Source organism: Algibacter sp. AS12, from assembly GCF_046736315.1.
In the GTDB taxonomy this organism is placed as follows: Bacteria; Bacteroidota; Bacteroidia; order Flavobacteriales; family Flavobacteriaceae; genus Algibacter_B; species Algibacter_B amylolyticus.
This window is the reverse complement of sequence record NZ_CP151841.1, coordinates 302,501-326,704: the sequence shown is the minus strand read 5'-3', so window position 1 is coordinate 326,704 and position 24,204 is coordinate 302,501. Positions and strand designations below refer to the sequence as shown.

Genomic DNA, 24,204 nt, shown 5'->3' with positions numbered 1-24,204 from the left:
TTTTAAGTTAAGGTGGTTCTGGTTGTAGTGGTTTTTTTTAACATCTAATATTTTTATAAAATTTTTAATCAGGCATATTTTTTGAGTATCTTTCAACCTATGAAGAAAGCCCTATTCATATTAATATTATTCTGTTCTACACAAATGTTTGCGTCATACATCCTAATTCCTATGGATGTGGAAAGTCAAAAAAATCATCTAAAAGCATACGGAATAACATATTGGACACTCAATAAACAGCTAAAGGTAAAATGGCTGCTTAATTATAAAGGAGGTTCTTTTTTGTTACCAGATACCGAAGCTATTCAGCGAGAATGCCAAATTAGAGGTGTGTCTTTCGAGGTACTTTCCAATGCTAAGGCAGAACAAATTTTAGAAAATATAGCGAGTCCTAGTCAAAATATGGAGGCTGTGGTTTTAGAAAAAGCTCCAAAAATTGCGGTTTACACACCAAATGGGAAGCAACCTTGGGATGATGCTGTTACTATGGTTTTAAAATATGCCGAAATTCCTTATGAAACCGTATACGATGAAGAGGTTTTAAACGATGGTTTGTTACTTTTCGATTGGTTGCATCTTCACCATGAAGATTTTACGGGACAATACGGGAAGTTTTACTCGCAATATCGAGCGTCGTCATGGTACATAGAAGAAAAAAAAGCAGCTGAAGCTTTAGCTCAAAAATTAGGATATAGTAAAGTGTCGGATGAAAAGTTGGCTGTAGCATTAAAAATTAGAGATTATGTTGTGGGTGGTGGTTTTATGTTTGCCATGTGCAGTGCAACTGATAGTTTTGATATTGCACTCTCTGCAGAAGGTATTGATATTTGCGAACCTATGTTTGATGGCGATGGTAGCGATGCTGGTTATCAAAACAAAATAGATTTTAATAAAACCTTTGCATTTAAAAATTATATTCTAGAAACAAATCCAAAAGTTTATGAGTTTTCATCCATCGATATGACTAGAAAACGTAAGATACCTAAAACAACCGACTACTTTTCTTTAATGGAATTTTCTGCTAAATGGGACCCAATACCAACTATGTTATGTCAAAATCATACTGCCTTAGTAAAAGGTTTTATGGGGCAAACTACATCTTTTAATAGAGAAGAAATAAAATCTAACGTTTTGGTACTTGGTGAAACTAAAATAAATGGTGAAGCCAAATACATACATGGTATAAAAGGGAAAGGGTTTTTTACGTTTTATGGTGGTCACGATCCAGAAGATTACCAGCATAGAGTCGGAGATGCCAAAACCGAATTGGATTTACACCCAACTTCACCAGGTTACAGACTTATTTTAAACAATGTTTTATTTCCTGCCGCCAAAAAGAAGAAGCAAAAAACATAATCTATTTTATTATTCAATAATGTCTAGGGTATCCATAGCGTTTTGAATCTTATTTTTTTGTTCGTTATAAGTGTCTATGGCAAAATCAGTATTAGGAATGGTTTTAGCCAAATTTAAATAGTTTTGCTCTTTGGCCAAATCGCCTAAACCAAAACACGCTTCTGCAAGTGTAACATAAATCCACTCTTTATCGCCTCTGTTTACAAACTCTGGAGCTTCCACAATTTTACTCCACTTGTTTAGTAACTCTTTCCATATTTTTTTTGCTTGTCCGTAGTTAGCATATTTATCAAATTTATCTTTACTTAAACTAGCTTTTAAAGTGTAAAGAAAAGCAACGTTAATTCCATTGTAATAATCTTGTTTTACGTAATAGCCTCTTTCGTAAAAATGGATAGCTTCATTTAAAAATGACAAATTTTCTTTGTTTTCGTAAAGTCTTTTGTTAATGGCTCCCAATAAACCTAATGTTTCGGGATCGGTAGTGGTTTTTGGGTTAAGCGATTCTAATATTTTAAGAGCCTCTTTTAAAGCTTCTTCTTCCGATGGTTGTTTGGATTTATAGGTCGTTAATGCAAATCGTTGAATAATAAAACTATCATTGGGTTTGCTTTTAATGGCTTCTTTAAATAAATCTTTGGCAAATTGGAATTCCCTAGCCTTTGTTTTACGTTCGGCCAGATCCAATAAATCCGAAACTGAATGGCTTTCGCTTTTAACGGTTTCCTCTATTTTTTCAATCTCATTTTCCGAAAAATTAGGCGGTTTTAAATTTGGTAGAAAGGTGTAAATAGGGCTGTCAGTTTCAGGTTTAGACAAAAAGCTTTCAACTTGTGTTTTTAGGTGTTTTTGAAACCTTACAACTTCAGAATATCCAATATCCGATTCTAAATGTTCGTAAAAATGAACTAAAATATGGTTTACATCAAAAGGTATGTTAACCTTGTTTTCGGCAATTACAATAGTTGTGTTTGGTCTTAAGGCGTGCCTAACTCCCAGTTCATACAATGCATTGGCATTTAATGTTGATATATCTGCTACTACAAAATCTGCTTTAAATATACTTTCATACATTTTTACATCTATTACGCCAGATTGTGGTAAATCGCAGGATCTGAAACAAAAAATATCTAAGTCTTCAAAAACTGGTTTAATAATGCTTTCAAAGGTTTTATCGAGATTTATGGTACGCCCCGTTTCAAAATCGGTTTTAGTTCCAAATCCAATGATTACAAAACATGTTTTTTTCATCTGTTAATTTTTATAGCTCTTAATGTCAGTAGTCTATAATTATATAGGTTGTTTGAGCTCTTGTTATATTATACGATATGTTCTGGTTTAATTTGAAGCGCAGCGGACTTAGAGCCTATTTCGTAAAGCTTATCTTTATTTTTAGAATCCGACATTTCTCGAAGTGACATCAGGTCTATTTCATTGTAATTCAATCCCAACATATTCATCTCTTCTTTTTCAAGCATTACATTGTATCTTACATAACTTAAAGCGGGCTTTGGAGTTAGTAAATCGTTTTTTAAATCTAATATTTCAGAATCTATTTTCCGCGGAACAGGGGAATTTGAAAGATACTGCAATATCGTTTGGTTTAGGTAATTGGCATCTTCCATAAACATTTCGGGTATTAAGGAAGCCCAACCTAAAAGTCCTTTTTTGGAAATTTTTTCAGCATTATAACGTTTTGTAAAAGTTCCGGTTCCTAATGAAAGTAGGGATAGGTTATCTTCACCAGTTTCCCATTTGTAAGGATATTCCTTTAAGGTAGCCACTAAAAATAATTGCAATGCGGGATTGTTTGCTAAACTAACTCCACCATCAATAAAAGCTCCAATTTCTCCATTTCCAACATCAATTTTCTGAGGAATAAAATAACTTGGAGCTGCCGCACTTGCACGTATTACATTTCTTAGTAAAATGTCTTTATTTTGCTCGAAAAACTTTCCTTCAGGATGGTTGAGAATGGGCCATGTACTTAGTGTATCGGCACGTTTGGTAACACAACATAATCCTGTTTTTATTTTGTCGCTTCCCATTGTAATGTCTCCAAATACTTCTTTTAGAGCGTTTTCAAGGGGCTTAAAATCAAATTCTGCTTTATATCGTTTTAAGGGGTTTAAGAGCCAACTTCTTTTTACACCAAAAATTTTATCTCCAATATTTAGATACAAATCTTTAATCTCTGAAGCGGTCATGCCAATGGCCAACCCAGATGCGATTATAGCTCCGGTAGAAGTACCCCCAATTAAATCGTAATACTCACATAATTTAAGATTTGGGTTTCCTTCCCTTTCACGTAAAATGGTTTCAATACGTTCAAGGAATCCAAGTGTAATAGCACCTCTAATGCCACCGCCATCTAAAGCTAAAATTCGTTTTGGTTGATTGTTACTCATGTGTTTCGAAATTTTATATTTTATGCAGGTTTATTTTAAGAAGGGGAAATGCTATAAGTATTTTTATTTTGGGTAACGCACTTGTACCCATGCCGCCACACCTTCATATATAACATCTACTACAAATACGATTTCACCCGAATAAATAATGTCGCCGTTAAGGCTGGCATTTGCATCATAACTAGGCATTGAAGTCCAAACATTGGAATTGGTAAGCGCAATAATAAAATCGTTTGGCCTAGGAAAGTCATCTATAGCTGTTTCAGCTATACGATTAAAATAGCGTTGCGTGTTATTTGCATTTGTGTATTGGATGTAGCCAGACTTTACTAATAATTTTTCTATTGCATTTGCAGCTTTCAAATAATGCTCGTTTCCTTGGCCGTATGTAGAAACGTAGGTCAAATACATTTGTAACGTATTTGTTTTTACAGCCAAATTCCAATCTGCATCATATACCTTGGAATTTATTTCTGGATACGGAGTAACTGTATCGTAATCTCCTTCATCCATAGAGCCAAGGACAAATAGAAATACTAGAAAACAAAAAATGATAGTAATAACAACACCAATGATAATTACTGTAGTACTACAACCAGAACTTTTAGTTACGGTATTTTGTTGGGCCTTTAAAATTTGAGCTTTTTGTTGCTCCTCTCTCTGTTGTTTTTCTTTTAGCTTTTCTTCTTTTAATTTAGCTTCTGCTTCTGCTTCTGCTTTTGCTTGCGCTTCCCGTTTTAGTTTTTCTTCTTCCTCTTTTTTCTTCTGTTCTTGGTTGTCAACTTCTACAGAAATATCCGATAGTTTTTCTGCAACTTCGGTTTCTAAATTAAGAGCTTTTATAAGACTATTAATTCCTTTTTGGTGATCCTCGGTAAAATTGGCATATTGAAAACGGCGAAGCCTAAAAGGAATTTCGCAGGCTTCCATAAGTACAGGAACTATTTTTTTGTTTTCCTCAAGGGCATAGGAAACCTCGTCCATTACATTATGGGACATTACAGAGCTGTTGGATAAAATAACTAAAAGAACTGGCGAGGTCTTTAACGCTTTTTCAATGGATTTGTCCCAGCGCGCTCCAGGGTCAATGTCTAGTTGATCAAGCCAAATGTCTGCACCAGCACTCCTCAGCTCTTTGGCGAGATTCAATACAAATTTTGAATTATCTCTACTGTAGCTAAAAAAAATTCTTGAAGACATGATTTATATTTTTTTTATTTACTATAGATAATTTTTACCCAAATAGTGCTACCGCTTTTAATTACATCTGTTACTCGTACTTTTTCACCTTTTTTTATAACGTCTCCATTTCTAGCAGAATTTGAATGCACACCAATAACGCCCTTCCTAACATTTCGAGCTTGTTTAGCTATAACAATGTCTTGGTTGTTTGGATTTCCTGTGTCTTGATTAAAGCTGAATTCTCCATTGACATCTTTCCAAAAATATTTTGAAAATAAACTGTTACCATTGGATTCTTTATATTGAATAAAGCCTTCTTTTTGAAAAATCGAATTAATGGCCTTATTGGCTTCATCAAACTGCGGATTTTCTGAACCGTATTTTTTCATATAATTTAAATACTCATCAATTGAGTTAGTGCGTTCTGCAAAGGCCCAATCGGCATCATAAATGTTAGTGACAGGTTTTGGAGGGGTTACCTTCGCTATTGAATCTTTTATGACTTCTAGATTTTTAATAGAATCTCTTTCTTTAATAGAGTCTCTTTCTCTAATGGAGTTTGCTTTATTAATAGAGTCTGCTTTTCTTTTCAAATTTAATTTGTTAATGGAGTCCGCTTTTTTCACGGAATCTGCTTTTGTAAAAGCATCTGCCTTTTCTATACTCGTTTTTACAAGTTTTTGGTTCTTATCGCCTGGGTCTGAATTAAAAACCCCAGAAAAATATAATACACCACATAATATTGCTAGAGCCCCTACTACATAATAAAATGTATTGTTTTTGGATGGAGTAGGAGTTGTAGGTTCTGGGGTAGAATGGGTTATGGGTTTTGTATGAGAGGTAGCTTCTTTTTTTTCTTGGATTTCCTTTTTTATCTGTTCTGCTTTTTTAGTTTCTTCAGCTGTAACATTACTGCTATTTGATGCTGCTACATCAACCAGTTTTGAAGCTACATTTTGCTCTAACCCAAGTGTTTTTATTAAGGCGTTTATCCCTTTTTTATGGTCTTGGCTAAAATCTGCATATTGCAGACGTCTTAGCCTGAATGGAATGTCGCATGTTTCTAAAAGTACAGGAACCACTATCATGTTTTCTTCTAGAGCAAAAGAAACTTCGTCCATGACGTTGGTAGATTCAACCGAACCTTTCGATAAAATAACTAATAGGGTATTGGAATCGGCTAATGCTTTTTCTATGGATTTATCCCAACGTGTCCCTGGTTTTATGTCTAGTTGATCCAACCAAATATCCGCTCCTGCTAATCGTAAATCTTTAGCGAGATTTAACACGAACTCCGAATTATCACGCGAGTAGCTGAAAAAAATTTTGTTTTTTGACATGTTTATATGTTATATTAATATTAGATTAAAATTTGTGCTATTAATTAATTCTAATAATAAGTATATCTATAACAGGTCGTAGGTTTCTTTAAAAATTGAGTTATCGCATGGGTACATCTCACCATGTATACCAATCATGAGCCAATCGTTTTTTTTACCTTTCATTATGCCTTCCATGGTTTCTACTTCAAAAGGCTCTTTTATTTGAATGCAATTTACAGGAATAGGCTTCTTTACCGCTTTTTTGAATTCCAATTCTGGAAGCTTACCTTTTGTAAATTTGAGCATCTTATAAATTTTTAATTAATTTACGACAAAAATTTTAATTTCAAGAATTTAATATATTCATCATCAATGTTTTCCGTGTTCATCATGGTCGTGTAGGCAGTAAAAGCATTGGTATGTATAGATATTTTTTCTCGAATTCCAGCCATTGTCGAGGCCTTAGCGTAATATGCTTTTGATGTTTCCAAATCGCCTAAATATAGATTAGCTTCCCCTAATGTGGCAAGTTTCCACATGTTGTTCAGTGGTGTTTTTATAGTTGCGTCAATGGCGAGTTGTGCATAGGTTTTTGTTTTGTCGTAATCTTGATGAATTACCAAGTTTAAAAAAGCTAAATTAATGGCGTGGTAATATATTTGATCGTAATTTTTCTTTTCGCTAGCAATATCTAGTGCTTTGCTATAAAATTTAATAGCATCATTACCAAAGGAGGGATTAAATTCGCTTAAATATTTGCGTTTATAGCGTCCTGCCAAAATACCCAATAGGTTCGAATTGTTTTTGGCAAGTGGATGGGTTTTTAATAGGCTTAAAGCCTCTTCGTTTCTGCCCATGCCTTCTAATGCAAAAATTAATTGTTCAAGTCCACGTTTATCTATATGCTCTATTATTGGCAAGAGTTTGTTTATAACGGTGTTGTACTGGCCAAGTAAAATATTTATTTCTTCTTCTGAAGTGTAAGTGTTAGAGAATGAGTTATTTGTAATTGTGTTTTTTATCAGTGTGTAGGTGTCATTGTCTTTTTTTGATTGCTTAACCATTGAAAAATGGGTGCCGGCAACCGTTACACATTCCTCGGGATTAAAAGCACTAAAGTTCGATTTTACCGATACAAATTCATCGTGCGTTGCAGAAATTACTTTTAATGTAAACGGATAGCCACTTTTAAAATGTTGCTTCCAATCGTTTCTAAGGGTTTTTATAAAAGGGGCGTTTTTACTTAAATCTTTTAAAATGGTTTGCCACGCGTTGTTTTTTGTAGATTGTTTTAAGCCATTATTGGGTGTTCCAAATAAAAAAACATGGCTTATTTTATCTCGTAGACTTTTATCTAAATCCAAAATGGCCCGTTGTACAACCAATCCACCCAAACTGTGAGCAACAATGGATATGCGGCTGTATTTTCCAAATTTATGTTTAATCGATGTTTTTAAATAATCAGTGTTAATATTAATGTCGTTTTTTGAGGCCCAAATACTTTTTCCAAGTTCGGGATGCACGCTTTTACTGTAACCAAGAGGAAACATATCCCAGCCGTCTAGTTTTTTTTCTTTTGCCAAATAATTTGGTATGTTTCCAAAACTTTCAGTGGCATCTCCGGAAAATCCGTGTACAAATAAGAGAACATTGTTAGCAGTTTCGGTTTCCTTATATACAGTAATCAGTTCTTTTTGTGCACTTTTATCTGCTTCAATGGCAGCGGTAACGGTTTGGTTGATTATGTTTTTTGAATTAGTTGGAATGCTACTTAATATGAAATCGTCATAAATTTGAAGGTTGGCATACGGATTTTGAATAGGGTTGCGCTCTGGTACTTTTTTAAAAATATACTGCACAACTTCAGAAATCCTAACAAAAGGTTCGTCAAAATGGTTTTTGTGCTTTCCTTTTAAAACTTCAATTAAACATTTTGTATAGAGGCTATTGCTGTCACCTTCTAAAATATACGAAAGTTGATTTTCTCTGCACGATGAAACAATAGACATGCCTTGTCCATCGTCAATACGCTGCGCCAAACCATCGGCCTGATCCAAATGGTCTTCTGGGGTTTGAGTAGATGCGTTTTCAACCGATTTAGTCATTCCAGCGGCATGACAACAATCTAGAAAAAAGATTAAGCGTTTGGATTTTATTTGGGCTATTTTTTCTCTTAACTCTTCAGCTTTTACCCAAGTGCTTTCATAGTTTACGGGATCAAAATTATTTGGAACTAAATAAAATTGTTTCCAGGGTTCGTAAAAACCACCATGTCCGGAATAGAAAAGCATAACGGAAGAGGATGGGGCCGTTTTTTGTATTAATGCGTCAAAAGCATCTAATATCCCTTGTCTTGTGGCGGCCTTTTCGGTTAAAAGTATAATGTTTTCAGGAGGATAACCAGCTAGTTTTTCATCGGCCAAAATATTATATATAGCCTTGGCGTCTTTAACAGTAACAGGTAAATCGTTTCCAATTCCAATAAGTAAAGCGTAAGCATTTTTTAAAGTTGACATAAGTTATGTTCAATTAAATTTTACATTATTGTATAGTGTTTTTACCTCGTTTACTTGTTGTTGGCTTATTGATGAGTCTGCCGAATTAATTATATCTAAAACGGCCGAAATTAGTTTTTCGTTATTAATACTCAATACACCAGTTTCTTTAAGTTTGTCGCTTAGCATAATGCTTGTTAAATTTTCGGGATCCACCGTATTTGATTTTGCTAAAGACACTAATTGGTTTTCTAAATTTACTTTTAAATCTATTAGTTGTTGGTGGGGTGATTTAGAGCCTTTTGGTGTAATGGAAATTTGTGGAGCAGATTTCGAAATTGTACTGGGTTGAATGTTTTTTAATAATTGTTTTGCTTCGGTTAATTTTTTTTCGAAAGTTAAAGAAAGTCCAGTACGGTCTGCTTTAATAGAACCTAAGCGCTCAAAAGTTTTTGCCAGATATTTTCTGAATAAAAGCAAAATTATAATTAGAGTTAATGGCCAAATAATAATTTCTACTAACTTAACAATAAGCTCCAAAGTATTGGGTTGTTGGATTAGTTGTTTCATTTTTTATAAATGTTGGTTTATAGTTAACGCTATTAATCCATAACATTTTTAAAATATTCTGTATGTTTTTAGGGGAGAAAAGAAGGAGATTTATAAATGTTGTTAGGGTTTATAAATTTTATCTACAACAGGTTTAAGTAAATTATCTTTGGTTTTAATTATTAGTTAATCGCATCTATATTATTACATAACAAATATTCAAGTTTTGCAAAACGGCATAGATTGAATCATTTATAAAAGCATTAAAATTCATTATTTAATTTTGTGTGCCCTCTATACTCATAGTATGTAAGCTAAAATTTTGTTTAAGTTACATAATTTTAGTAATATAGTATATAAGTGGGGTGTAAAATTTGTATTCTTTATAATTCACTTTAACATATACTAATTTCAAATTAGGCACTTTTCCTGTGTTTAAAAATAAAAATATAATACTATGGCATCTAAAAAAGCAATCATAAAAAAAATACAAATTGTTTTAACTAAGCATTTCGATTCTCCGCAAGATGCTTTTAATTTTTTTGATAAAAATGGAGATGGTAAATTGTCTAAAGCTGAAATTGTAAAGCTTTTAAAGGAAGCAGAAATTAGTGGTTTTATTCGTGGTTTGGTGGGGTCAACACTTATTAGTGGTTATGATAAAGATGGAGATGGTGAAATAAACTGGAAAGAATTTAAAAAAGCAGTAGCAGAAATGACCAAAGATATTGATTAAATCTGTGATGCAAATATGAAGTGGTTCCAAAAAGAGTTAAAACTTAAAGCTTTTAGTAGAGGTTTTCATTTAATTACAGACGACATTTTACATGCTATTCCTGAAATTAAAGAAATAAAAATAGGGCAGATGCAGGTGTTTATTAAACATACGTCTGCTAGTTTAACCATTAACGAAAATGCAGATTACACCGTAAGGTTAGATTTTGAGAGTCATTTTAATAAAATGGTTCCAGAAAATGCACCATATTACAAACATACCTACGAAGGTCCAGACGACATGCCTGCGCATATTAAAGCATCACTACTAAGTACATCTGTGCAGATACCAGTTACAAACGGAACACCCAATTTAGGTATTTGGCAAGGTGTTTATTTATGTGAACATCGCGATTATGGCGGATCAAGAAATCTTGTAATTACAGTTTACGGCACTTAATGTTTAGCTTTTATTAGTTTATCTAAAATGTATTCCACGCCAAAATTATCGTTACTTTTTGTTTTGTGGTTGGCTATGGCTAACACATTATCATGAGCATTGGCCATGGCGAAGCTATAAGTGGCTAGTTTTAGCATTTCAATATCATTATTATAATCGCCGAATATTAAAGTTTCATCCTGCGAAATATTATAATTTTCCTGTAGCATGTTTATAGCATGACCTTTATTTGCTAAATCATCGGAGATATCAACCCAGTTTTTCCCCGATACTTTTATTTTATAATGCGATTCAAAAGGTTTAAATACGGGGTAAATATACTTTTCAGAATCTTGAGAGTGGTATAAAGCTATCTTTATAATATCCTCTTCAATCTCTTTTATATTTTCAATTACTGAATGGTTAGGATAATACTCTTCCAAAGTATTTAGTAAACCATTGGATATAGATTTTTTACTAAAATAAGCTTTTGATGGCGTACAATAAACAGGATGAATGTGGTTATTGCTATCTATTAAATTTACTAACTCAATTAAGTTGTTGGTTTCTATAGGCGTCGACAATAAAAGCCTGTCTTTATTAATAACAATGCCACCATTTTCGGCAACAATTATAATATCATCTTTTATGGTTTGTAGCTTTTCTGTAATGCTGTAATAAGGCCTTCCGCTTGCAGCGACAAACAAAATGTTATGTTGTTTTAATGATTTAAATAATTCGAAAAATAAAGGACTAACTTCATGTTTGGAGTTAAGTAAAGTACCATCCAAATCGGTAACAACAAGTTTTATGTTCGATAAATCCATAGGCTAATTTTAATAATAATTATGTTCTTATGTCAGTTTGAGCGGTAGTTCAACTAAAAAATGTATCGAGAACTAATATAAGTACAAAAAAATCCGATTCTTTCGAATCGGATTTTTTATTAAGCGAATAATATGTTTTACAATAGGCTAAGCGCCTTATTTTACTTTGTCAACTACGGCTTTAAAAGCCTCAGGGTTATTCATAGCTAAATCTGCTAAAACCTTACGGTTTAATTCAATTTCATTAGCTTTTAATTTCCCCATAAATTGAGAATAAGATAAACCATGTAATCTGGCTCCAGCGTTAATACGCGTAATCCATAATGCACGGAATGTTCTCTTTTTTGCTCTACGGTCTCTGTACGAATATTGCATCGCTTTATCAACCGCATTTTTTGCTACTGTCCAAACGTTTTTACGTCTTCCAAAGTAACCTTTTGCTTGTTTAAGCACCTTTTTTCTTCTGGCTCTTTTGGCTACAGAATTTACTGATCTTGGCATAATTTTAAATGTGTTTTGTAGTAGGCGGTCAAATACATGACACTTTTAATTGAGCCTAACTCCAGGGTTTATTAATTGTTTTAACCGATTAAAACGAATGTTACTTTAAACGCATCATTGTTTTAATGTTATCCTCATCTGCTTTATGTACTAAACCATCATGAGTTAACTTAAGCTTACGCTTTTTAGACTTCTTTGTTAAGATGTGACTCTTAAAAGCGTGCTTTCTTTTAATCTTACCAGTACCTGTAAGCTTGAAACGCTTTTTGGCACTAGATTTTGTTTTCATTTTAGGCATTTTCTTTTCCTAGTTTTTAATTATTTCGCTTAATTATTTTAGTGCTGTTGGTGTTTCAGCATCTTATCTTTATTCTTATTTACGCTATCAACTTAAGTTAATGTAGTATTCAGAATTAAATTTTATTACTTTCTTGGAGCAATAAACATGGTCATACGTTTACCTTCTAATCTAGGCATTTGTTCAACCTTGCCATATTCCTCTAAATCTTGAGCTAATTTTAATAATAAAATTTGCCCTTTTTCTTTAAAGATGATCGAACGTCCTTTAAAAAATACAAATGCTTTTAGCTTTGCACCTTCTTTTAAGAACTTCTCAGCATGTTTCTTTTTAAATTCGTAATCATGATCATCTGTATTAGGACCAAAACGAATCTCTTTAATAATAACTTTAGTCGCTTTAGACTTTAAAGCTTTATCACGTTTCTTCTGTTCGTAAAGAAACTTTTTATAGTCCATAACTTTACAAACAGGTGGGTCAGCATTTGGAGAAATCTCCACTAAATCTAACTCTTGTGCACTGGCTACTCGCATAGCGTCTCCTTTGGTGTATATTCCAATTTCTACGTTGTCTCCAACTAGACGTACTTTTTGAGCAGTAATCTTCGAGTTGATTTTATGCTTATCTTCTTGCGAAACCCTTCTAGGTTGCTGTCTTCTTCTAATTGCTATGGCTTTATGGTTTTAAATTAAACTTATTATTCTTTTATGTATTAAAACGTTTTTAACGTTTTTTTAATGTCTTCTTTTATTATTTCAGAGAAGGCTTCTACACTAATCATGCCTAAATCTTCTCCACCGTGTTGTCTTACAGTTATTTTGCCTTCTTGCTCTTCTTGCTCCCCAATTATAATCATATACGGGTGTTTTTGCATTTCGGCCTCTCTAATCTTCTTACCTATAGTCTCATTTCTATGATCTACAAGGGCGCGAATTTCGTCATTTTCTAGCAAATTTAAAACTTTTTCAGAGTATTTTTCATATTTCTCACTAATTGATAATATAATAGCCTGAGTTGGCATTAGCCAAAGCGGGAAATTACCTCCAGTATGTTCTAGCAATAATGCTACAAAACGTTCCATACTTCCAAAAGGAGCGCGGTGTATCATAATCGGTCGGTGAGACTCGTTATCACTACCTTTATACGTTAAATCAAAACGCTCTGGTAAGTTGTAATCTACCTGTATGGTTCCTAATTGCCAACGTCTTCCTAAAGCATCTTTCACCATAAAATCTAACTTAGGGCCGTAAAAAGCAGCTTCACCTTCTTCAATAACAAAATCTAAACCTTTATCAGTTGCAGCATTTATAATAGCTTGTTCTGCTTTTTCCCAGTTTGCTACATCACCTATATATTTGTCTGGATTTTTTGGATCCCTTACAGAAACCTGTGCAGTAAAGTTTTCAAAACCTAACGATCCAAATACATAAAGTACCAAATCAATAACATCTTTAAACTCTTTATCCAATTGTTCTGGCATACAAAACAAGTGAGCGTCATCTTGAGTAAATCCACGTACACGGGTTAAACCATGTAATTCGCCACTTTGCTCGTATCTATATACAGTACCAAACTCAGCATAACGCTTAGGTAAATCCTTATAACTCCATTGGCTACTATTGTATATCTCGCAATGGTGTGGGCAGTTCATAGGTTTTAATAAAAACTCTTCGCCATCTTTAGGTGTTAAAATGGGCTGAAAACTATCTTCACCATACTTTTCATAATGTCCAGAAGTCACATAAAGTTCTTTTTGTCCAATATGTGGTGTAACTACCATTTCGTAACCAGCTTTTTTCTGTGCAGCTTTCAAAAAGTTTTCTAAACGCTCACGTAAAGCAGCACCTTTAGGTAACCATAAAGGCAAACCTTGTCCTACTTTTTTCGAGAATGTAAAAAGCTCCAACTCTTTACCTAATTTCCTGTGGTCGCGTTTTTTAGCTTCCTCTAACATAGCTAAATACTCTGTTAACTCTTTTTGCTTCGGAAAAGAAATTCCATAAACACGAGTTAATTGAGGTTTGTTCTCATCACCACGCCAATAGGCGCCAGCAACACTCAGTATTTTAACAGCTTTTATAATACCAGTATTAGGTATGTGGCCACCACGACATAAATCAGTAAATGTAGAGTGGTCGCAAAACGTAATTGTACCATCCTCTAAATTCTCAATCAATTCAGTTTTAAAAATATTGTCCTTGTATAAAGATAAAGCATCCGCCTTCGAAACCGCTCTTAAACTAAAGTCATGTTTCCCACGCGCAATCTCTAACATTTTAGTTTCAATAGCTTTAAAATCCTTTTCAGATACCGTATGTTCACCAAAATCTACATCATAATAAAACCCATTTTCAATAGCAGGTCCAATGGTAAGTTTCGCGCCATCGTACAATTCCTCAATAGCTTGAGCCAAAACATGGGCACTACTATGCCAAAAAGCAGTTTTACCAGCATCGTCTCTCCAGGTATATAAAATCAAAGAGCCATCCGTTGTTAATGGCGTAACCGTTTCTACAGTTGTACCATTAAAACTCGCCGAAATAACATTTCTAGCAAATCCCTCACTAATGCTTTTTGCAACATCCATTGGTGTAACGCCTTCGTCAAACGTTTTCACGCTACCATCAGGTAAAGTAATATGTATCATAAATTAAATTGAAATTCGGGTGCAAAGATAATGAGTATAAAAGTATAAACAAACCAACACTATATATATATAGGTATAAATTTTTAAATAGGGCGTTACCCAAGGGTCGGGCTATCCATTTCAAGTCCTCGCACCTCCTACGTCGGGCTGTGGGCTTTCCATTATTATCCCTAACGCGGGTATGTCTGTAAAGGTCTAGCTAAACGATTAACAATAAGTGAATCCTTTTATATAAGTACATTATAAAAACTGAATCTTTTATCCTGTTTATTAAAGGAGTAAGCTTAACATACATTATATAGAAGGTTGGGAGGGAGGTAAGCTTGTTCTATACAATAAAGTTAACCAATCATATTAGTATTAAGGTAGAGTAAATAATAATGTCTATCACCGTGAATTATGTATATGTAATTAGGAGGCTATGCGCTATATAATAACAAGAACGATTAAAAACTTACCTAGTCCCAGGTATATACAGTCAAGATCATATAGGCATAATTATGTAATTATAAAGATAGGTTAAAGGACAAAACGAGCAATATCAGGTTAAACAAGTCTGTTAAACATAAAAAGAGGTTAGGAGTTTTTTATAAAGTGGGTTTTTACGTGTTGTAAATAACAGTAAATAAGCTTATTAAAGGAGTTGTAATAGAAAAGGAAAAAAAATCTAAAAAAAGTCATTGTCAAAATAAAAAAGGATAGTAAGTTTGCACCCCGTTAAAAACGCAATATGTGTTTAATGGAACGTTCATAAGAAGGTTGATTGATAATTTTAAGAGGTTTAAAAAACTTTTCAAAAAAAATATCAAAATCACTTGTAAGAGTTAATAAAAAGGTTGTAGATTTGCAGCCGCTAAAAACGGTAATTATCGCAGATAGCAAAACGCTCATATAAAGGTTTTGGTTTTAGGTTTAGGAAGTTAAAAAAAACTTTTTAAAATAAATCAAAAAACTATTGTGAGAGTTAAAAAAGGGTTTTATATTTGCACCCGCTAACAAGGAAACGAGTTAACAAAAGAGAAACAAGTTCATAAACATATTGAATTGACAGCGTAAAAATTAATTTGGAAACGAATTAATTTAACAAAGAGAATAGACCATTTTGAGTACTAGAGATTCTGATTAGTTGTTAAAAGATGTTGACTTAATTTATTAAGATTAACACACAAAAATTAACGATGAAGAGTTTGATCCTGGCTCAGGATGAACGCTAGCGGCAGGCCTAACACATGCAAGTCGAGGGGTAACATGGTAGCTTGCTACTGATGACGACCGGCGCACGGGTGCGTAACGCGTATAGAATCTACCTTTTGCTGAGGAATAGCCCAGAGAAATTTGGATTAATGCCTCATAGTATGCAGCCTTCTCATGAAGATTGCATTAAAGGTTACGGCAAAAGATGACTATGCGTCCTATTAGCTAGATGGTAAGGTAACGGCTTACCATGGCAACGATAGGTAGGGGCCCTGAGAGGGGGATCCCCCACACTGGTACTGAGACACGGACCAGACTCCTACGGGAGGCAGCAGTGAGGAATATTGGACAATGGAGGCAACTCTGATCCAGCCATGCCGCGTGCAGGAAGACTGCCCTATGGGTTGTAAACTGCTTTTATACAGGAAGAAACAATCTCACGTGTGAGATCTTGACGGTACTGTAAGAATAAGGATCGGCTAACTCCGTGCCAGCAGCCGCGGTAATACGGAGGATCCAAGCGTTATCCGGAATCATTGGGTTTAAAGGGTCCGTAGGTGGATAATTAAGTCAGAGGTGAAAGTTTGCAGCTCAACTGTAAAATTGCCTTTGATACTGGTTATCTTGAATTATTGTGAAGTAGTTAGAATATGTAGTGTAGCGGTGAAATGCATAGATATTACATAGAATACCAATTGCGAAGGCAGATTACTAACAATCAATTGACACTGATGGACGAAAGCGTAGGTAGCGAACGGGATTAGATACCCCGGTAGTCTACGCCGTAAACGATGGATACTAGCTGTTGGACTTCGGTTCAGTGGCTAAGCGAAAGTGATAAGTATCCCACCTGGGGAGTACGTTCGCAAGAATGAAACTCAAAGGAATTGACGGGGGCCCGCACAAGCGGTGGAGCATGTGGTTTAATTCGATGATACGCGAGGAACCTTACCAGGGCTTAAATGTAGATTGACAGGTTTAGAGATAGACTTTTCTTCGGACAATTTACAAGGTGCTGCATGGTTGTCGTCAGCTCGTGCCGTGAGGTGTCAGGTTAAGTCCTATAACGAGCGCAACCCCTGTTGTTAGTTGCCAGCGAGTCATGTCGGGAACTCTAACAAGACTGCCAGTGCAAACTGTGAGGAAGGTGGGGATGACGTCAAATCATCACGGCCCTTACGTCCTGGGCTACACACGTGCTACAATGGTAGGGACAGAGAGCAGCCACTGGGCGACCAGGAGCGAATCTATAAACCCTATCACAGTTCGGATCGGAGTCTGCAACTCGACTCCGTGAAGCTGGAATCGCTAGTAATCGCATATCAGCCATGATGCGGTGAATACGTTCCCGGGCCTTGTACACACCGCCCGTCAAGCCATGGAAGCTGGGAGTGCCTGAAGTCCGTCACCGTAAGGAGCGGCCTAGGGTAAAATCGGTAACTAGGGCTAAGTCGTAACAAGGTAGCCGTACCGGAAGGTGCGGCTGGAACACCTCCTTTCTAGAGAAAGACGACTAATAAGTATCAAAAACTATTATGAAGAGTAGTTTATTCTCAAAGCTGTTAATTTAAAATAAAGATTTAGTAGAGTCTCATAGCTCAGCTGGTTAGAGCGCTACACTGATAATGTAGAGGTCGGCAGTTCGAGTCTGCCTGAGACTACTAACTACTAAATATAAAGGAAATTCTAGAAGAGAACTATCCACCAAAAGTCGGCAACAAGCGACTGCATACTGCAGACTGTGGACTGTTAACTTAAAGAAACGGGGGATTAGCTCAGCTGGCTAGAGCGCCTGCCTTGCACGCAGGAGGTCATCGGTTCGACTCCGATATTCTCCACGAATTACGAAAGTAATTAAAGTTCATTGACATATTGAAAAAAGATACATGAAATATGATTAGATAAATCTAATCTATTAAAAGTAATAATTAGGATTAATTAGAATCACCACGAGCGATATCTAATTAATCATATTATAGTTATAAAATCGTTTATAATTATAATAAACTCATTAAAAAAGCAAAAAGTACAATAAGCTAAATAAGGGCGTATGGGGAATGCCTAGGCTCTCAGAGGCGATGAAGGACGTGATAAGCTGCGAAAAGTTGCGGGGATCTGCACACAAGAATTGATCCGCAAATATCCGAATGGGGCAACCCACTATATTGAAGATATAGTATCCGAAAGGAAGCAAACCCGGAGAACTGAAACATCTAAGTACCCGGAGGAGAAGAAAACAAAAGTGATTCCGATAGTAGCGGCGAGCGAAATTGGATTAGCCCAAACCAAAGTTGTTACGGCAATTTTGGGGTTGTAGGACCACGATATTTGAAGCACGATGAATTAGAATTGTTTGGAAAGACAAGCCATAGACGGTGATAGCCCGGTATAAGTAAAGACTGTGAATCTAGTGGTATCCTGAGTAGTGCGGGGCACGTGAAACCCTGTATGAAACAGTCGGGACCATCCGATAAGGCTAAATACTCCTGAGAGACCGATAGTGAACTAGTACCGTGAGGGAAAGGTGAAAAGAACCCTGAATAAGGGAGTGAAATAGAACCTGAAACCATACGCTTACAAGCGGTCGGAGCAGACTTGATCTGTGACGGCGTGCCTTTTGCATAATGAGCCTACGAGTTACCGTTGCTAGCAAGGTTAAGTACTTCAGGTACGGATCCGTAGCGAAAGCGAGTCTGAATAGGGCGCTTAGTTAGTAGTGGTAGACGCGAAACCGTGTGATCTACCCATGGGCAGGTTGAAGCTGTAGTAACATACAGTGGAGGACCGAACGGATATACGTTGAAAAGTGTTCCGATGACCTGTGGGTAGGGGTGAAAGGCCAATCAAACTCGGAAATAGCTCGTACTCCCCGAAATGCATTTAGGTGCAGCGTTGATTTATAGTTTTATAGAGGTAGAGCTACTGATTGGATGCGGGGGCTTCACCGCCTACCAATTCCTGACAAACTCCGAATGCTATAAAATGTTAATCAGCAGTGAGGGCATGGGTGCTAAGGTCCATGTCCGAGAGGGAAAGAACCCAGACCATCAGCTAAGGTCCCAAAATATATGTTAAGTTGAACTAACGAGGTTGAACTGCTTTGACAGCTAGGATGTTGGCTTGGAAGCAGCCATTCATTTAAAGAGTGCGTAACAGCTCACTAGTCGAGCGGTTCGGCATGGATAATAATCGGGCATAAACATATTACCGAAGCTATGGGATAGAAATATCGGTAGGGGAGCATTGTAGTGTCGTCGAAGGTGTGATGTGAGTCATGCTGGAGAAGCTACAAAAGAAAATGTAGGCATAAGTAACGATAATGCGGGCGAGAAACCCGCACGCCGAAAGACTAAGGTTTCCTCAGCTATGCTAATCAGCTGAGGGTTAGTCGGGACCTAACGCGAACCCGAAAGGGGTAGTGGATGGACAACAGGTTAATATTCCTGTACCTGCTCTCAATAAAAGTGACGGAGGTGTAAATTTGGTGCGTACTGACGGAATAGTACGTTGAAGCGAGTAGTGATACCGCGATAGTACACTGAGACTTCGGTCAAGGTGATAATCCAGAAAAGCAACTTCCAAGAAAAGCAAGAGAAGCAGCCCGTACCCTAAACCGACACAGGTAGTTGGGATGAGAATTCTAAGGCGCTCGAGAGATTCATGGCTAAGGAATTAGGCAAAATAGACTCGTAACTTCGGGAGAAGAGTCGCCACCCTTCGGGGTGGCCGCAGTGAAAAGGTCCAGGCGACTGTTTATCAAAAACACAGGGCTATGCTAAATTGAAAGATGATGTATATGGCCTGACACCTGCCCGGTGCTGGAAGGTTAAGTGGAGGGTTTAGAAGTTTACTTCGAAGATCTCAAATGAAGCCCCAGTAAACGGCGGCCGTAACTATAACGGTCCTAAGGTAGCGAAATTCCTTGTCGGGTAAGTTCCGACCTGCACGAATGGTGCAACGATCTGGACACTGTCTCAGCCATGAGCTCGGTGAAATTGTAGTATCGGTGAAGATGCCGATTACCCGCTGTGGGACGAAAAGACCCCGTGCACCTTTACTATAGCTTAGTATTGGTTTTGGATAAGTAATGTGTAGGATAGGTGGGAGACTTTGAAGTGGCGTCGCTAGGCGTTGTGGAGTCATTGTTGAAATACCACCCTTTGCTTATCTAGAGTCTAACCTTCGAAGAAGGGACAGTGCTTGGTGGGTAGTTTGACTGGGGTGGTCGCCTCCAAAAGAGTAACGGAGGCTTCTAAAGGTTCCCTCAATACGGTTGGTAATCGTGTGTAGAGTGCAATGGCATAAGGGAGCTTGACTGAGAGACCTACAAGTCGATCAGGTACGAAAGTAGAGCATAGTGATCCGGTGGTTCCGCATGGAAGGGCCATCGCTCAAAGGATAAAAGGTACGCCGGGGATAACAGGCTGATCTCCCCCAAGAGCTCATATCGACGGGGGGGTTTGGCACCTCGATGTCGGCTCGTCACATCCTGGGGCTGGAGAAGGTCCCAAGGGTTGGGCTGTTCGCCCATTAAAGTGGCACGCGAGCTGGGTTCAGAACGTCGTGAGACAGTTCGGTCTCTATCTACAGTGGGCGTTAGAAATTTGAGTGGATCTGACTCTAGTACGAGAGGACCGAGTTGGACTAACCTCTGGTGTATCTGTTGTTCCGCCAGGAGCATTGCAGAGTAGCTACGTTGGGAAGGGATAAGCGCTGAAAGCATATAAGCGCGAAACCCACCACAAGATGAGATTTCTTTAAAGGGTCGTGGGAGATTACCACGTTGATAGGCTATAGGTGTAAAGGCAGTAATGTCATAGCCGAGTAGTACTAATAACCCATAGGCTTATTGTACGCCTGTTTTTTTACTAAGTTCAATATTATTACAACAATCATGTCTCTTATTTTCAATATGTTAAGATATTTGTTCATCTATAGGATGAACGCTGAAGACTCGAGGTGAAAGCCGACAGTCAGCAGCTATAACTTAAGGTGGTTATAGCGATGGGGCTCACCTCTTACCATTCCGAACAGAGAAGTTAAGCCCATTAGCGCCGATGGTACTACATTTGTGGGAGAGTAGGTCGTTGCCTTTTTTAATCCTCAACATTTATTTGTTGAGGATTTTTTTTGCGCTATTCTGAAGGATGGGGGAGAGTAGCGTTAAGAATATACTTAAGGCATATATTTTTCCAATAACTCACTATGATCTGTTTAAAAACAGATATTGTATAGTACCAGAGTGATCAGAATTGTAATGACGTTGCTGAGTTTTATAATTGTAAACTCCATCAAATAAGCTTATTAAAGGAGTTGTAATAGAAAAGTAAAAAAAATATAAAAAAAGTCATTGTCAAAATAAAAAAGGATAGTAAGTTTGCACCCCGTTAAAAACGCAATTAGTGTTTAATGGAACGTTCATAAAAAGGTTGATTGATAATTTTAAGAGGTTTAAAAAACTTTTCAAAAAAAATATCAAAATCACTTGTAAGAGTTAATAAAAAGGTTGTAGATTTGCAGCCGCTAAAAACGGTAATTATCGCAGATAGCAAAACGCTCATATAAAGGTTTTGGTTTTAGGTTTAGGAAGTTAAAAAAAACTTTTTAAAATAAATCAAAAAACTATTGTGAGAGTTAAAAAAGGGTTTTATATTTGCACCCGCTAACAAGGAAACGAGTTAACAAAAGAGAAACAAGTTCATAAACATATTGAATTGACAGCGTAAAAATTAATTTGGAAACGAATTAATTTAACAAAGAGAATAGACCATTTTGAGTACTAGAGATTCTGATTAGTTGTTAAAAGATGTTGACTTAATTTATTAAGATTAACACACAAAAATTAACGATGAAGAGTTTGATCCTGGCTCAGGATGAACGCTAGCGGCAGGCCTAACACATGCAAGTCGAGGGGTAACATGGTAGCTTGCTACTGATGACGACCGGCGCACGGGTGCGTAACGCGTATAGAATCTACCTTTTGCTGAGGAATAGCCCAGAGAAATTTGGATTAATGCCTCATAGTATGCAGCCTTCTCATGAAGATTGCATTAAAGGTTACGGCAAAAGATGACTATGCGTCCTATTAGCTAGATGGTAAGGTAACGGCTTACCATGGCAACGATAGGTAGGGGCCCTGAGAGGGGGATCCCCCACACTGGTACTGAGACACGGACCAGACTCCTACGGGAGGCAGCAGTGAGGAATATTGGACAATGGAGGCAACTCTGATCCAGCCATGCCGCGTGCAGGAAGACTGCCCTATGGGTTGTAAACTGCTTTTATACAGGAAGAAACAATCTCACGTGTGAGATCTTGACGGTACTGTAAGAATAAGGATCGGCTAACTCCGTGCCAGCAGCCGCGGTAATACGGAGGATCCAAGCGTTATCCGGAATCATTGGGTTTAAAGGGTCCGTAGGTGGATAATTAAGTCAGAGGTGAAAGTTTGCAGCTCAACTGTAAAATTGCCTTTGATACTGGTTATCTTGAATTATTGTGAAGTAGTTAGAATATGTAGTGTAGCGGTGAAATGCATAGATATTACATAGAATACCAATTGCGAAGGCAGATTACTAACAATCAATTGACACTGATGGACGAAAGCGTAGGTAGCGAACGGGATTAGATACCCCGGTAGTCTACGCCGTAAACGATGGATACTAGCTGTTGGACTTCGGTTCAGTGGCTAAGCGAAAGTGATAAGTATCCCACCTGGGGAGTACGTTCGCAAGAATGAAACTCAAAGGAATTGACGGGGGCCCGCACAAGCGGTGGAGCATGTGGTTTAATTCGATGATACGCGAGGAACCTTACCAGGGCTTAAATGTAGATTGACAGGTTTAGAGATAGACTTTTCTTCGGACAATTTACAAGGTGCTGCATGGTTGTCGTCAGCTCGTGCCGTGAGGTGTCAGGTTAAGTCCTATAACGAGCGCAACCCCTGTTGTTAGTTGCCAGCGAGTCATGTCGGGAACTCTAACAAGACTGCCAGTGCAAACTGTGAGGAAGGTGGGGATGACGTCAAATCATCACGGCCCTTACGTCCTGGGCTACACACGTGCTACAATGGTAGGGACAGAGAGCAGCCACTGGGCGACCAGGAGCGAATCTATAAACCCTATCACAGTTCGGATCGGAGTCTGCAACTCGACTCCGTGAAGCTGGAATCGCTAGTAATCGCATATCAGCCATGATGCGGTGAATACGTTCCCGGGCCTTGTACACACCGCCCGTCAAGCCATGGAAGCTGGGAGTGCCTGAAGTCCGTCACCGTAAGGAGCGGCCTAGGGTAAAATCGGTAACTAGGGCTAAGTCGTAACAAGGTAGCCGTACCGGAAGGTGCGGCTGGAACACCTCCTTTCTAGAGAAAGACGACTAATAAGTATCAAAAACTATTATGAAGAGTAGTTTATTCTCAAAGCTGTTAATTTAAAATAAAGATTTAGTAGAGTCTCATAGCTCAGCTGGTTAGAGCGCTACACTGATAATGTAGAGGTCGGCAGTTCGAGTCTGCCTGAGACTACTAACTACTAAATATAAAGGAAATTCTAGAAGAGAACTATCCACCAAAAGTCGGCAACAAGCGACTGCATACTGCAGACTGTGGACTGTTAACTTAAAGAAACGGGGGATTAGCTCAGCTGGCTAGAGCGCCTGCCTTGCACGCAGGAGGTCATCGGTTCGACTCCGATATTCTCCACGAATTACGAAAGTAATTAAAGTTCATTGACATATTGAAAAAAGATACATGAAATATGATTAGATAAATCTAATCTATTAAAAGTAATAATTAGGATTAATTAGAATCACCACGAGCGATATCTAATTAATCATATTATAGTTATAAAATCGTTTATAATTATAATAAACTCATTAAAAAAGCAAAAAGTACAATAAGCTAAATAAGGGCGTATGGGGAATGCCTAGGCTCTCAGAGGCGATGAAGGACGTGATAAGCTGCGAAAAGTTGCGGGGATCTGCACACAAGAATTGATCCGCAAATATCCGAATGGGGCAACCCACTATATTGAAGATATAGTATCCGAAAGGAAGCAAACCCGGAGAACTGAAACATCTAAGTACCCGGAGGAGAAGAAAACAAAAGTGATTCCGATAGTAGCGGCGAGCGAAATTGGATTAGCCCAAACCAAAGTTGTTACGGCAATTTTGGGGTTGTAGGACCACGATATTTGAAGCACGATGAATTAGAATTGTTTGGAAAGACAAGCCATAGACGGTGATAGCCCGGTATAAGTAAAGACTGTGAATC

General features: G+C 37.1%; 15 protein-coding genes, 4 tRNA genes and 5 rRNA genes (1 of these 24 running past the window's edge). 12 read left to right on the top strand and 12 right to left on the bottom strand.

The features are described 5' to 3' along the window. Positions 1-99: 99 nt before the first annotated feature. Complete coding sequence (locus AAFN75_RS01280; protein ID WP_411807885.1) at positions 100-1,356, top strand: asparagine synthetase B; 1,257 nt, start codon at positions 100-102, stop codon at positions 1,354-1,356. Between the two features lie 9 nt (positions 1,357-1,365). Here AAFN75_RS01280 and AAFN75_RS01275 read toward each other — a convergent pair whose 3' ends face one another. The 7 genes from AAFN75_RS01275 to AAFN75_RS01245 form a co-directional block, all read right to left on the bottom strand. Beyond that, on the bottom strand, positions 1,366-2,607 hold the full coding sequence (locus AAFN75_RS01275) for a TRAFs-binding domain-containing protein (protein ID WP_411807884.1): 1,242 nt from the start codon (positions 2,605-2,607) through the stop codon (positions 1,366-1,368). A 68-nt stretch (positions 2,608-2,675) separates the two neighbouring features. Next, a complete protein-coding gene (locus AAFN75_RS01270; protein WP_411807883.1) occupies positions 2,676-3,764 on the bottom strand; it encodes a patatin-like phospholipase family protein in 1,089 nt (362 codons plus the stop codon). A 63-nt stretch (positions 3,765-3,827) separates the two neighbouring features. Further along, a complete protein-coding gene (locus AAFN75_RS01265) occupies positions 3,828-4,964 on the bottom strand; it encodes a toll/interleukin-1 receptor domain-containing protein (RefSeq protein WP_411807882.1) in 1,137 nt (378 codons plus the stop codon). A 14-nt stretch (positions 4,965-4,978) separates the two neighbouring features. Continuing rightward, positions 4,979-6,286 (bottom strand): TIR domain-containing protein, encoded by a 1,308-nt coding sequence (locus tag AAFN75_RS01260; RefSeq protein ID WP_411807881.1) that lies wholly within the window; start codon positions 6,284-6,286, stop codon positions 4,979-4,981. Positions 6,287-6,352: 66 nt separating this feature from the next. Continuing rightward, positions 6,353-6,574 carry a hypothetical protein gene (locus tag AAFN75_RS01255; RefSeq protein WP_144116420.1) on the bottom strand — a complete coding sequence of 74 codons (222 nt, stop codon included), beginning with the start codon at positions 6,572-6,574 and terminating at the stop codon, positions 6,353-6,355. A gap of 20 nt (positions 6,575-6,594) precedes the next feature. After that, the gene (locus AAFN75_RS01250) at positions 6,595-8,784 is read right to left on the bottom strand and encodes a caspase family protein (RefSeq protein ID WP_411807880.1); all 2,190 of its coding nucleotides are present in this window, start codon (positions 8,782-8,784) and stop codon (positions 6,595-6,597) included. A 9-nt stretch (positions 8,785-8,793) separates the two neighbouring features. Further along, positions 8,794-9,333 (bottom strand): hypothetical protein, encoded by a 540-nt coding sequence (locus tag AAFN75_RS01245; RefSeq protein ID WP_411807879.1) that lies wholly within the window; start codon positions 9,331-9,333, stop codon positions 8,794-8,796. Positions 9,334-9,769: 436 nt separating this feature from the next. On the opposite strand from AAFN75_RS01245, the gene AAFN75_RS01240 reads away from it, so the two are divergent. Both AAFN75_RS01240 and AAFN75_RS01235 read left to right on the top strand, forming a co-directional pair. Further along, complete coding sequence (locus AAFN75_RS01240; protein ID WP_411807878.1) at positions 9,770-10,048, top strand: EF-hand domain-containing protein; 279 nt, start codon at positions 9,770-9,772, stop codon at positions 10,046-10,048. Between the two features lie 15 nt (positions 10,049-10,063). Further along, positions 10,064-10,486: a secondary thiamine-phosphate synthase enzyme YjbQ gene (locus AAFN75_RS01235; RefSeq protein WP_411807877.1), complete on the top strand. Its 423-nt coding sequence runs from the start codon at positions 10,064-10,066 to the stop codon at positions 10,484-10,486. Here AAFN75_RS01235 and AAFN75_RS01230 read toward each other — a convergent pair. From AAFN75_RS01230 to thrS, 5 genes are all read right to left on the bottom strand, one after another. Continuing rightward, a complete protein-coding gene (locus AAFN75_RS01230) occupies positions 10,483-11,292 on the bottom strand; it encodes an HAD family hydrolase (protein WP_411807876.1) in 810 nt (269 codons plus the stop codon). The genes AAFN75_RS01235 and AAFN75_RS01230 overlap by 4 nt on opposite strands. Before the next feature lie 156 nt (positions 11,293-11,448). Continuing rightward, the gene (gene rplT, locus AAFN75_RS01225; protein WP_092853079.1) at positions 11,449-11,793 is read right to left on the bottom strand and encodes a 50S ribosomal protein L20; all 345 of its coding nucleotides are present in this window, start codon (positions 11,791-11,793) and stop codon (positions 11,449-11,451) included. Between the two features lie 100 nt (positions 11,794-11,893). Next, positions 11,894-12,091 (bottom strand): 50S ribosomal protein L35, encoded by a 198-nt coding sequence (gene rpmI, locus AAFN75_RS01220; protein WP_067150881.1) that lies wholly within the window; start codon positions 12,089-12,091, stop codon positions 11,894-11,896. A 125-nt stretch (positions 12,092-12,216) separates the two neighbouring features. Beyond that, positions 12,217-12,762: a translation initiation factor IF-3 gene (infC, locus tag AAFN75_RS01215; RefSeq protein WP_222103375.1), complete on the bottom strand. Its 546-nt coding sequence runs from the start codon at positions 12,760-12,762 to the stop codon at positions 12,217-12,219. A gap of 41 nt (positions 12,763-12,803) precedes the next feature. Beyond that, positions 12,804-14,738, bottom strand: coding sequence for a threonine--tRNA ligase (gene thrS, locus AAFN75_RS01210; protein WP_411807875.1), 1,935 nt, complete (start codon positions 14,736-14,738; stop codon positions 12,804-12,806). A 1,175-nt stretch (positions 14,739-15,913) separates the two neighbouring features. On the opposite strand from thrS, the gene AAFN75_RS01205 reads away from it, so the two are divergent. The 9 genes from AAFN75_RS01205 to AAFN75_RS01165 form a co-directional block, all read left to right on the top strand. Next, positions 15,914-17,431 (top strand): 16S ribosomal RNA (locus AAFN75_RS01205). Positions 17,432-17,519: 88 nt separating this feature from the next. Continuing rightward, a tRNA-Ile gene (locus AAFN75_RS01200) sits at positions 17,520-17,593 on the top strand. Between the two features lie 103 nt (positions 17,594-17,696). After that, positions 17,697-17,770 (top strand) — tRNA-Ala (locus tag AAFN75_RS01195). 191 nt (positions 17,771-17,961) lie between these two features. Further along, positions 17,962-20,786 (top strand): 23S ribosomal RNA (locus tag AAFN75_RS01190). Between the two features lie 134 nt (positions 20,787-20,920). Continuing rightward, positions 20,921-21,028, top strand: a 5S ribosomal RNA gene (gene rrf / locus AAFN75_RS01185). A 749-nt stretch (positions 21,029-21,777) separates the two neighbouring features. Beyond that, positions 21,778-23,295, top strand: a 16S ribosomal RNA gene (locus tag AAFN75_RS01180). A gap of 88 nt (positions 23,296-23,383) precedes the next feature. Further along, positions 23,384-23,457 (top strand) — tRNA-Ile (locus AAFN75_RS01175). A gap of 103 nt (positions 23,458-23,560) precedes the next feature. Further along, positions 23,561-23,634, top strand: a tRNA-Ala gene (locus tag AAFN75_RS01170). Positions 23,635-23,825: 191 nt separating this feature from the next. Then, positions 23,826-24,204, top strand: a 23S ribosomal RNA gene (locus AAFN75_RS01165); it runs 2,446 nt beyond the window's last position. The 16S, 23S and 5S rRNA genes sit together here with 4 tRNA genes alongside, the layout of an rRNA operon.

Bases quoted from the DNA above. Each gene is read 5' to 3' on its own strand.
- AAFN75_RS01260 (WP_411807881.1), bottom strand. From the start codon at position 6,286: ATGTCAAAAAACAAAATTTTTTTCAGCTACTCGCGTGATAATTCGGAG.
- AAFN75_RS01275 (WP_411807884.1), bottom strand. From the start codon at position 2,607: ATGAAAAAAACATGTTTTGTAATCATTGGATTTGGAACTAAAACCGAT.
- rpmI (WP_067150881.1), bottom strand. From the start codon at position 12,091: ATGCCTAAAATGAAAACAAAATCTAGTGCCAAAAAGCGTTTCAAGCTT.
- AAFN75_RS01265 (WP_411807882.1), bottom strand. From the start codon at position 4,964: ATGTCTTCAAGAATTTTTTTTAGCTACAGTAGAGATAATTCAAAATTT.
- AAFN75_RS01230 (WP_411807876.1), bottom strand. From the start codon at position 11,292: ATGGATTTATCGAACATAAAACTTGTTGTTACCGATTTGGATGGTACT.
- AAFN75_RS01250 (WP_411807880.1), bottom strand. From the start codon at position 8,784: ATGTCAACTTTAAAAAATGCTTACGCTTTACTTATTGGAATTGGAAAC.
- rplT (WP_092853079.1), bottom strand. From the start codon at position 11,793: ATGCCAAGATCAGTAAATTCTGTAGCCAAAAGAGCCAGAAGAAAAAAG.
- AAFN75_RS01245 (WP_411807879.1), bottom strand. From the start codon at position 9,333: ATGAAACAACTAATCCAACAACCCAATACTTTGGAGCTTATTGTTAAG.
- AAFN75_RS01255 (WP_144116420.1), bottom strand. From the start codon at position 6,574: ATGCTCAAATTTACAAAAGGTAAGCTTCCAGAATTGGAATTCAAAAAA.
- thrS (WP_411807875.1), bottom strand. From the start codon at position 14,738: ATGATACATATTACTTTACCTGATGGTAGCGTGAAAACGTTTGACGAA.
- AAFN75_RS01270 (WP_411807883.1), bottom strand. From the start codon at position 3,764: ATGAGTAACAATCAACCAAAACGAATTTTAGCTTTAGATGGCGGTGGC.
- AAFN75_RS01240 (WP_411807878.1), top strand. From the start codon at position 9,770: ATGGCATCTAAAAAAGCAATCATAAAAAAAATACAAATTGTTTTAACT.
- AAFN75_RS01235 (WP_411807877.1), top strand. From the start codon at position 10,064: ATGAAGTGGTTCCAAAAAGAGTTAAAACTTAAAGCTTTTAGTAGAGGT.
- AAFN75_RS01280 (WP_411807885.1), top strand. From the start codon at position 100: ATGAAGAAAGCCCTATTCATATTAATATTATTCTGTTCTACACAAATG.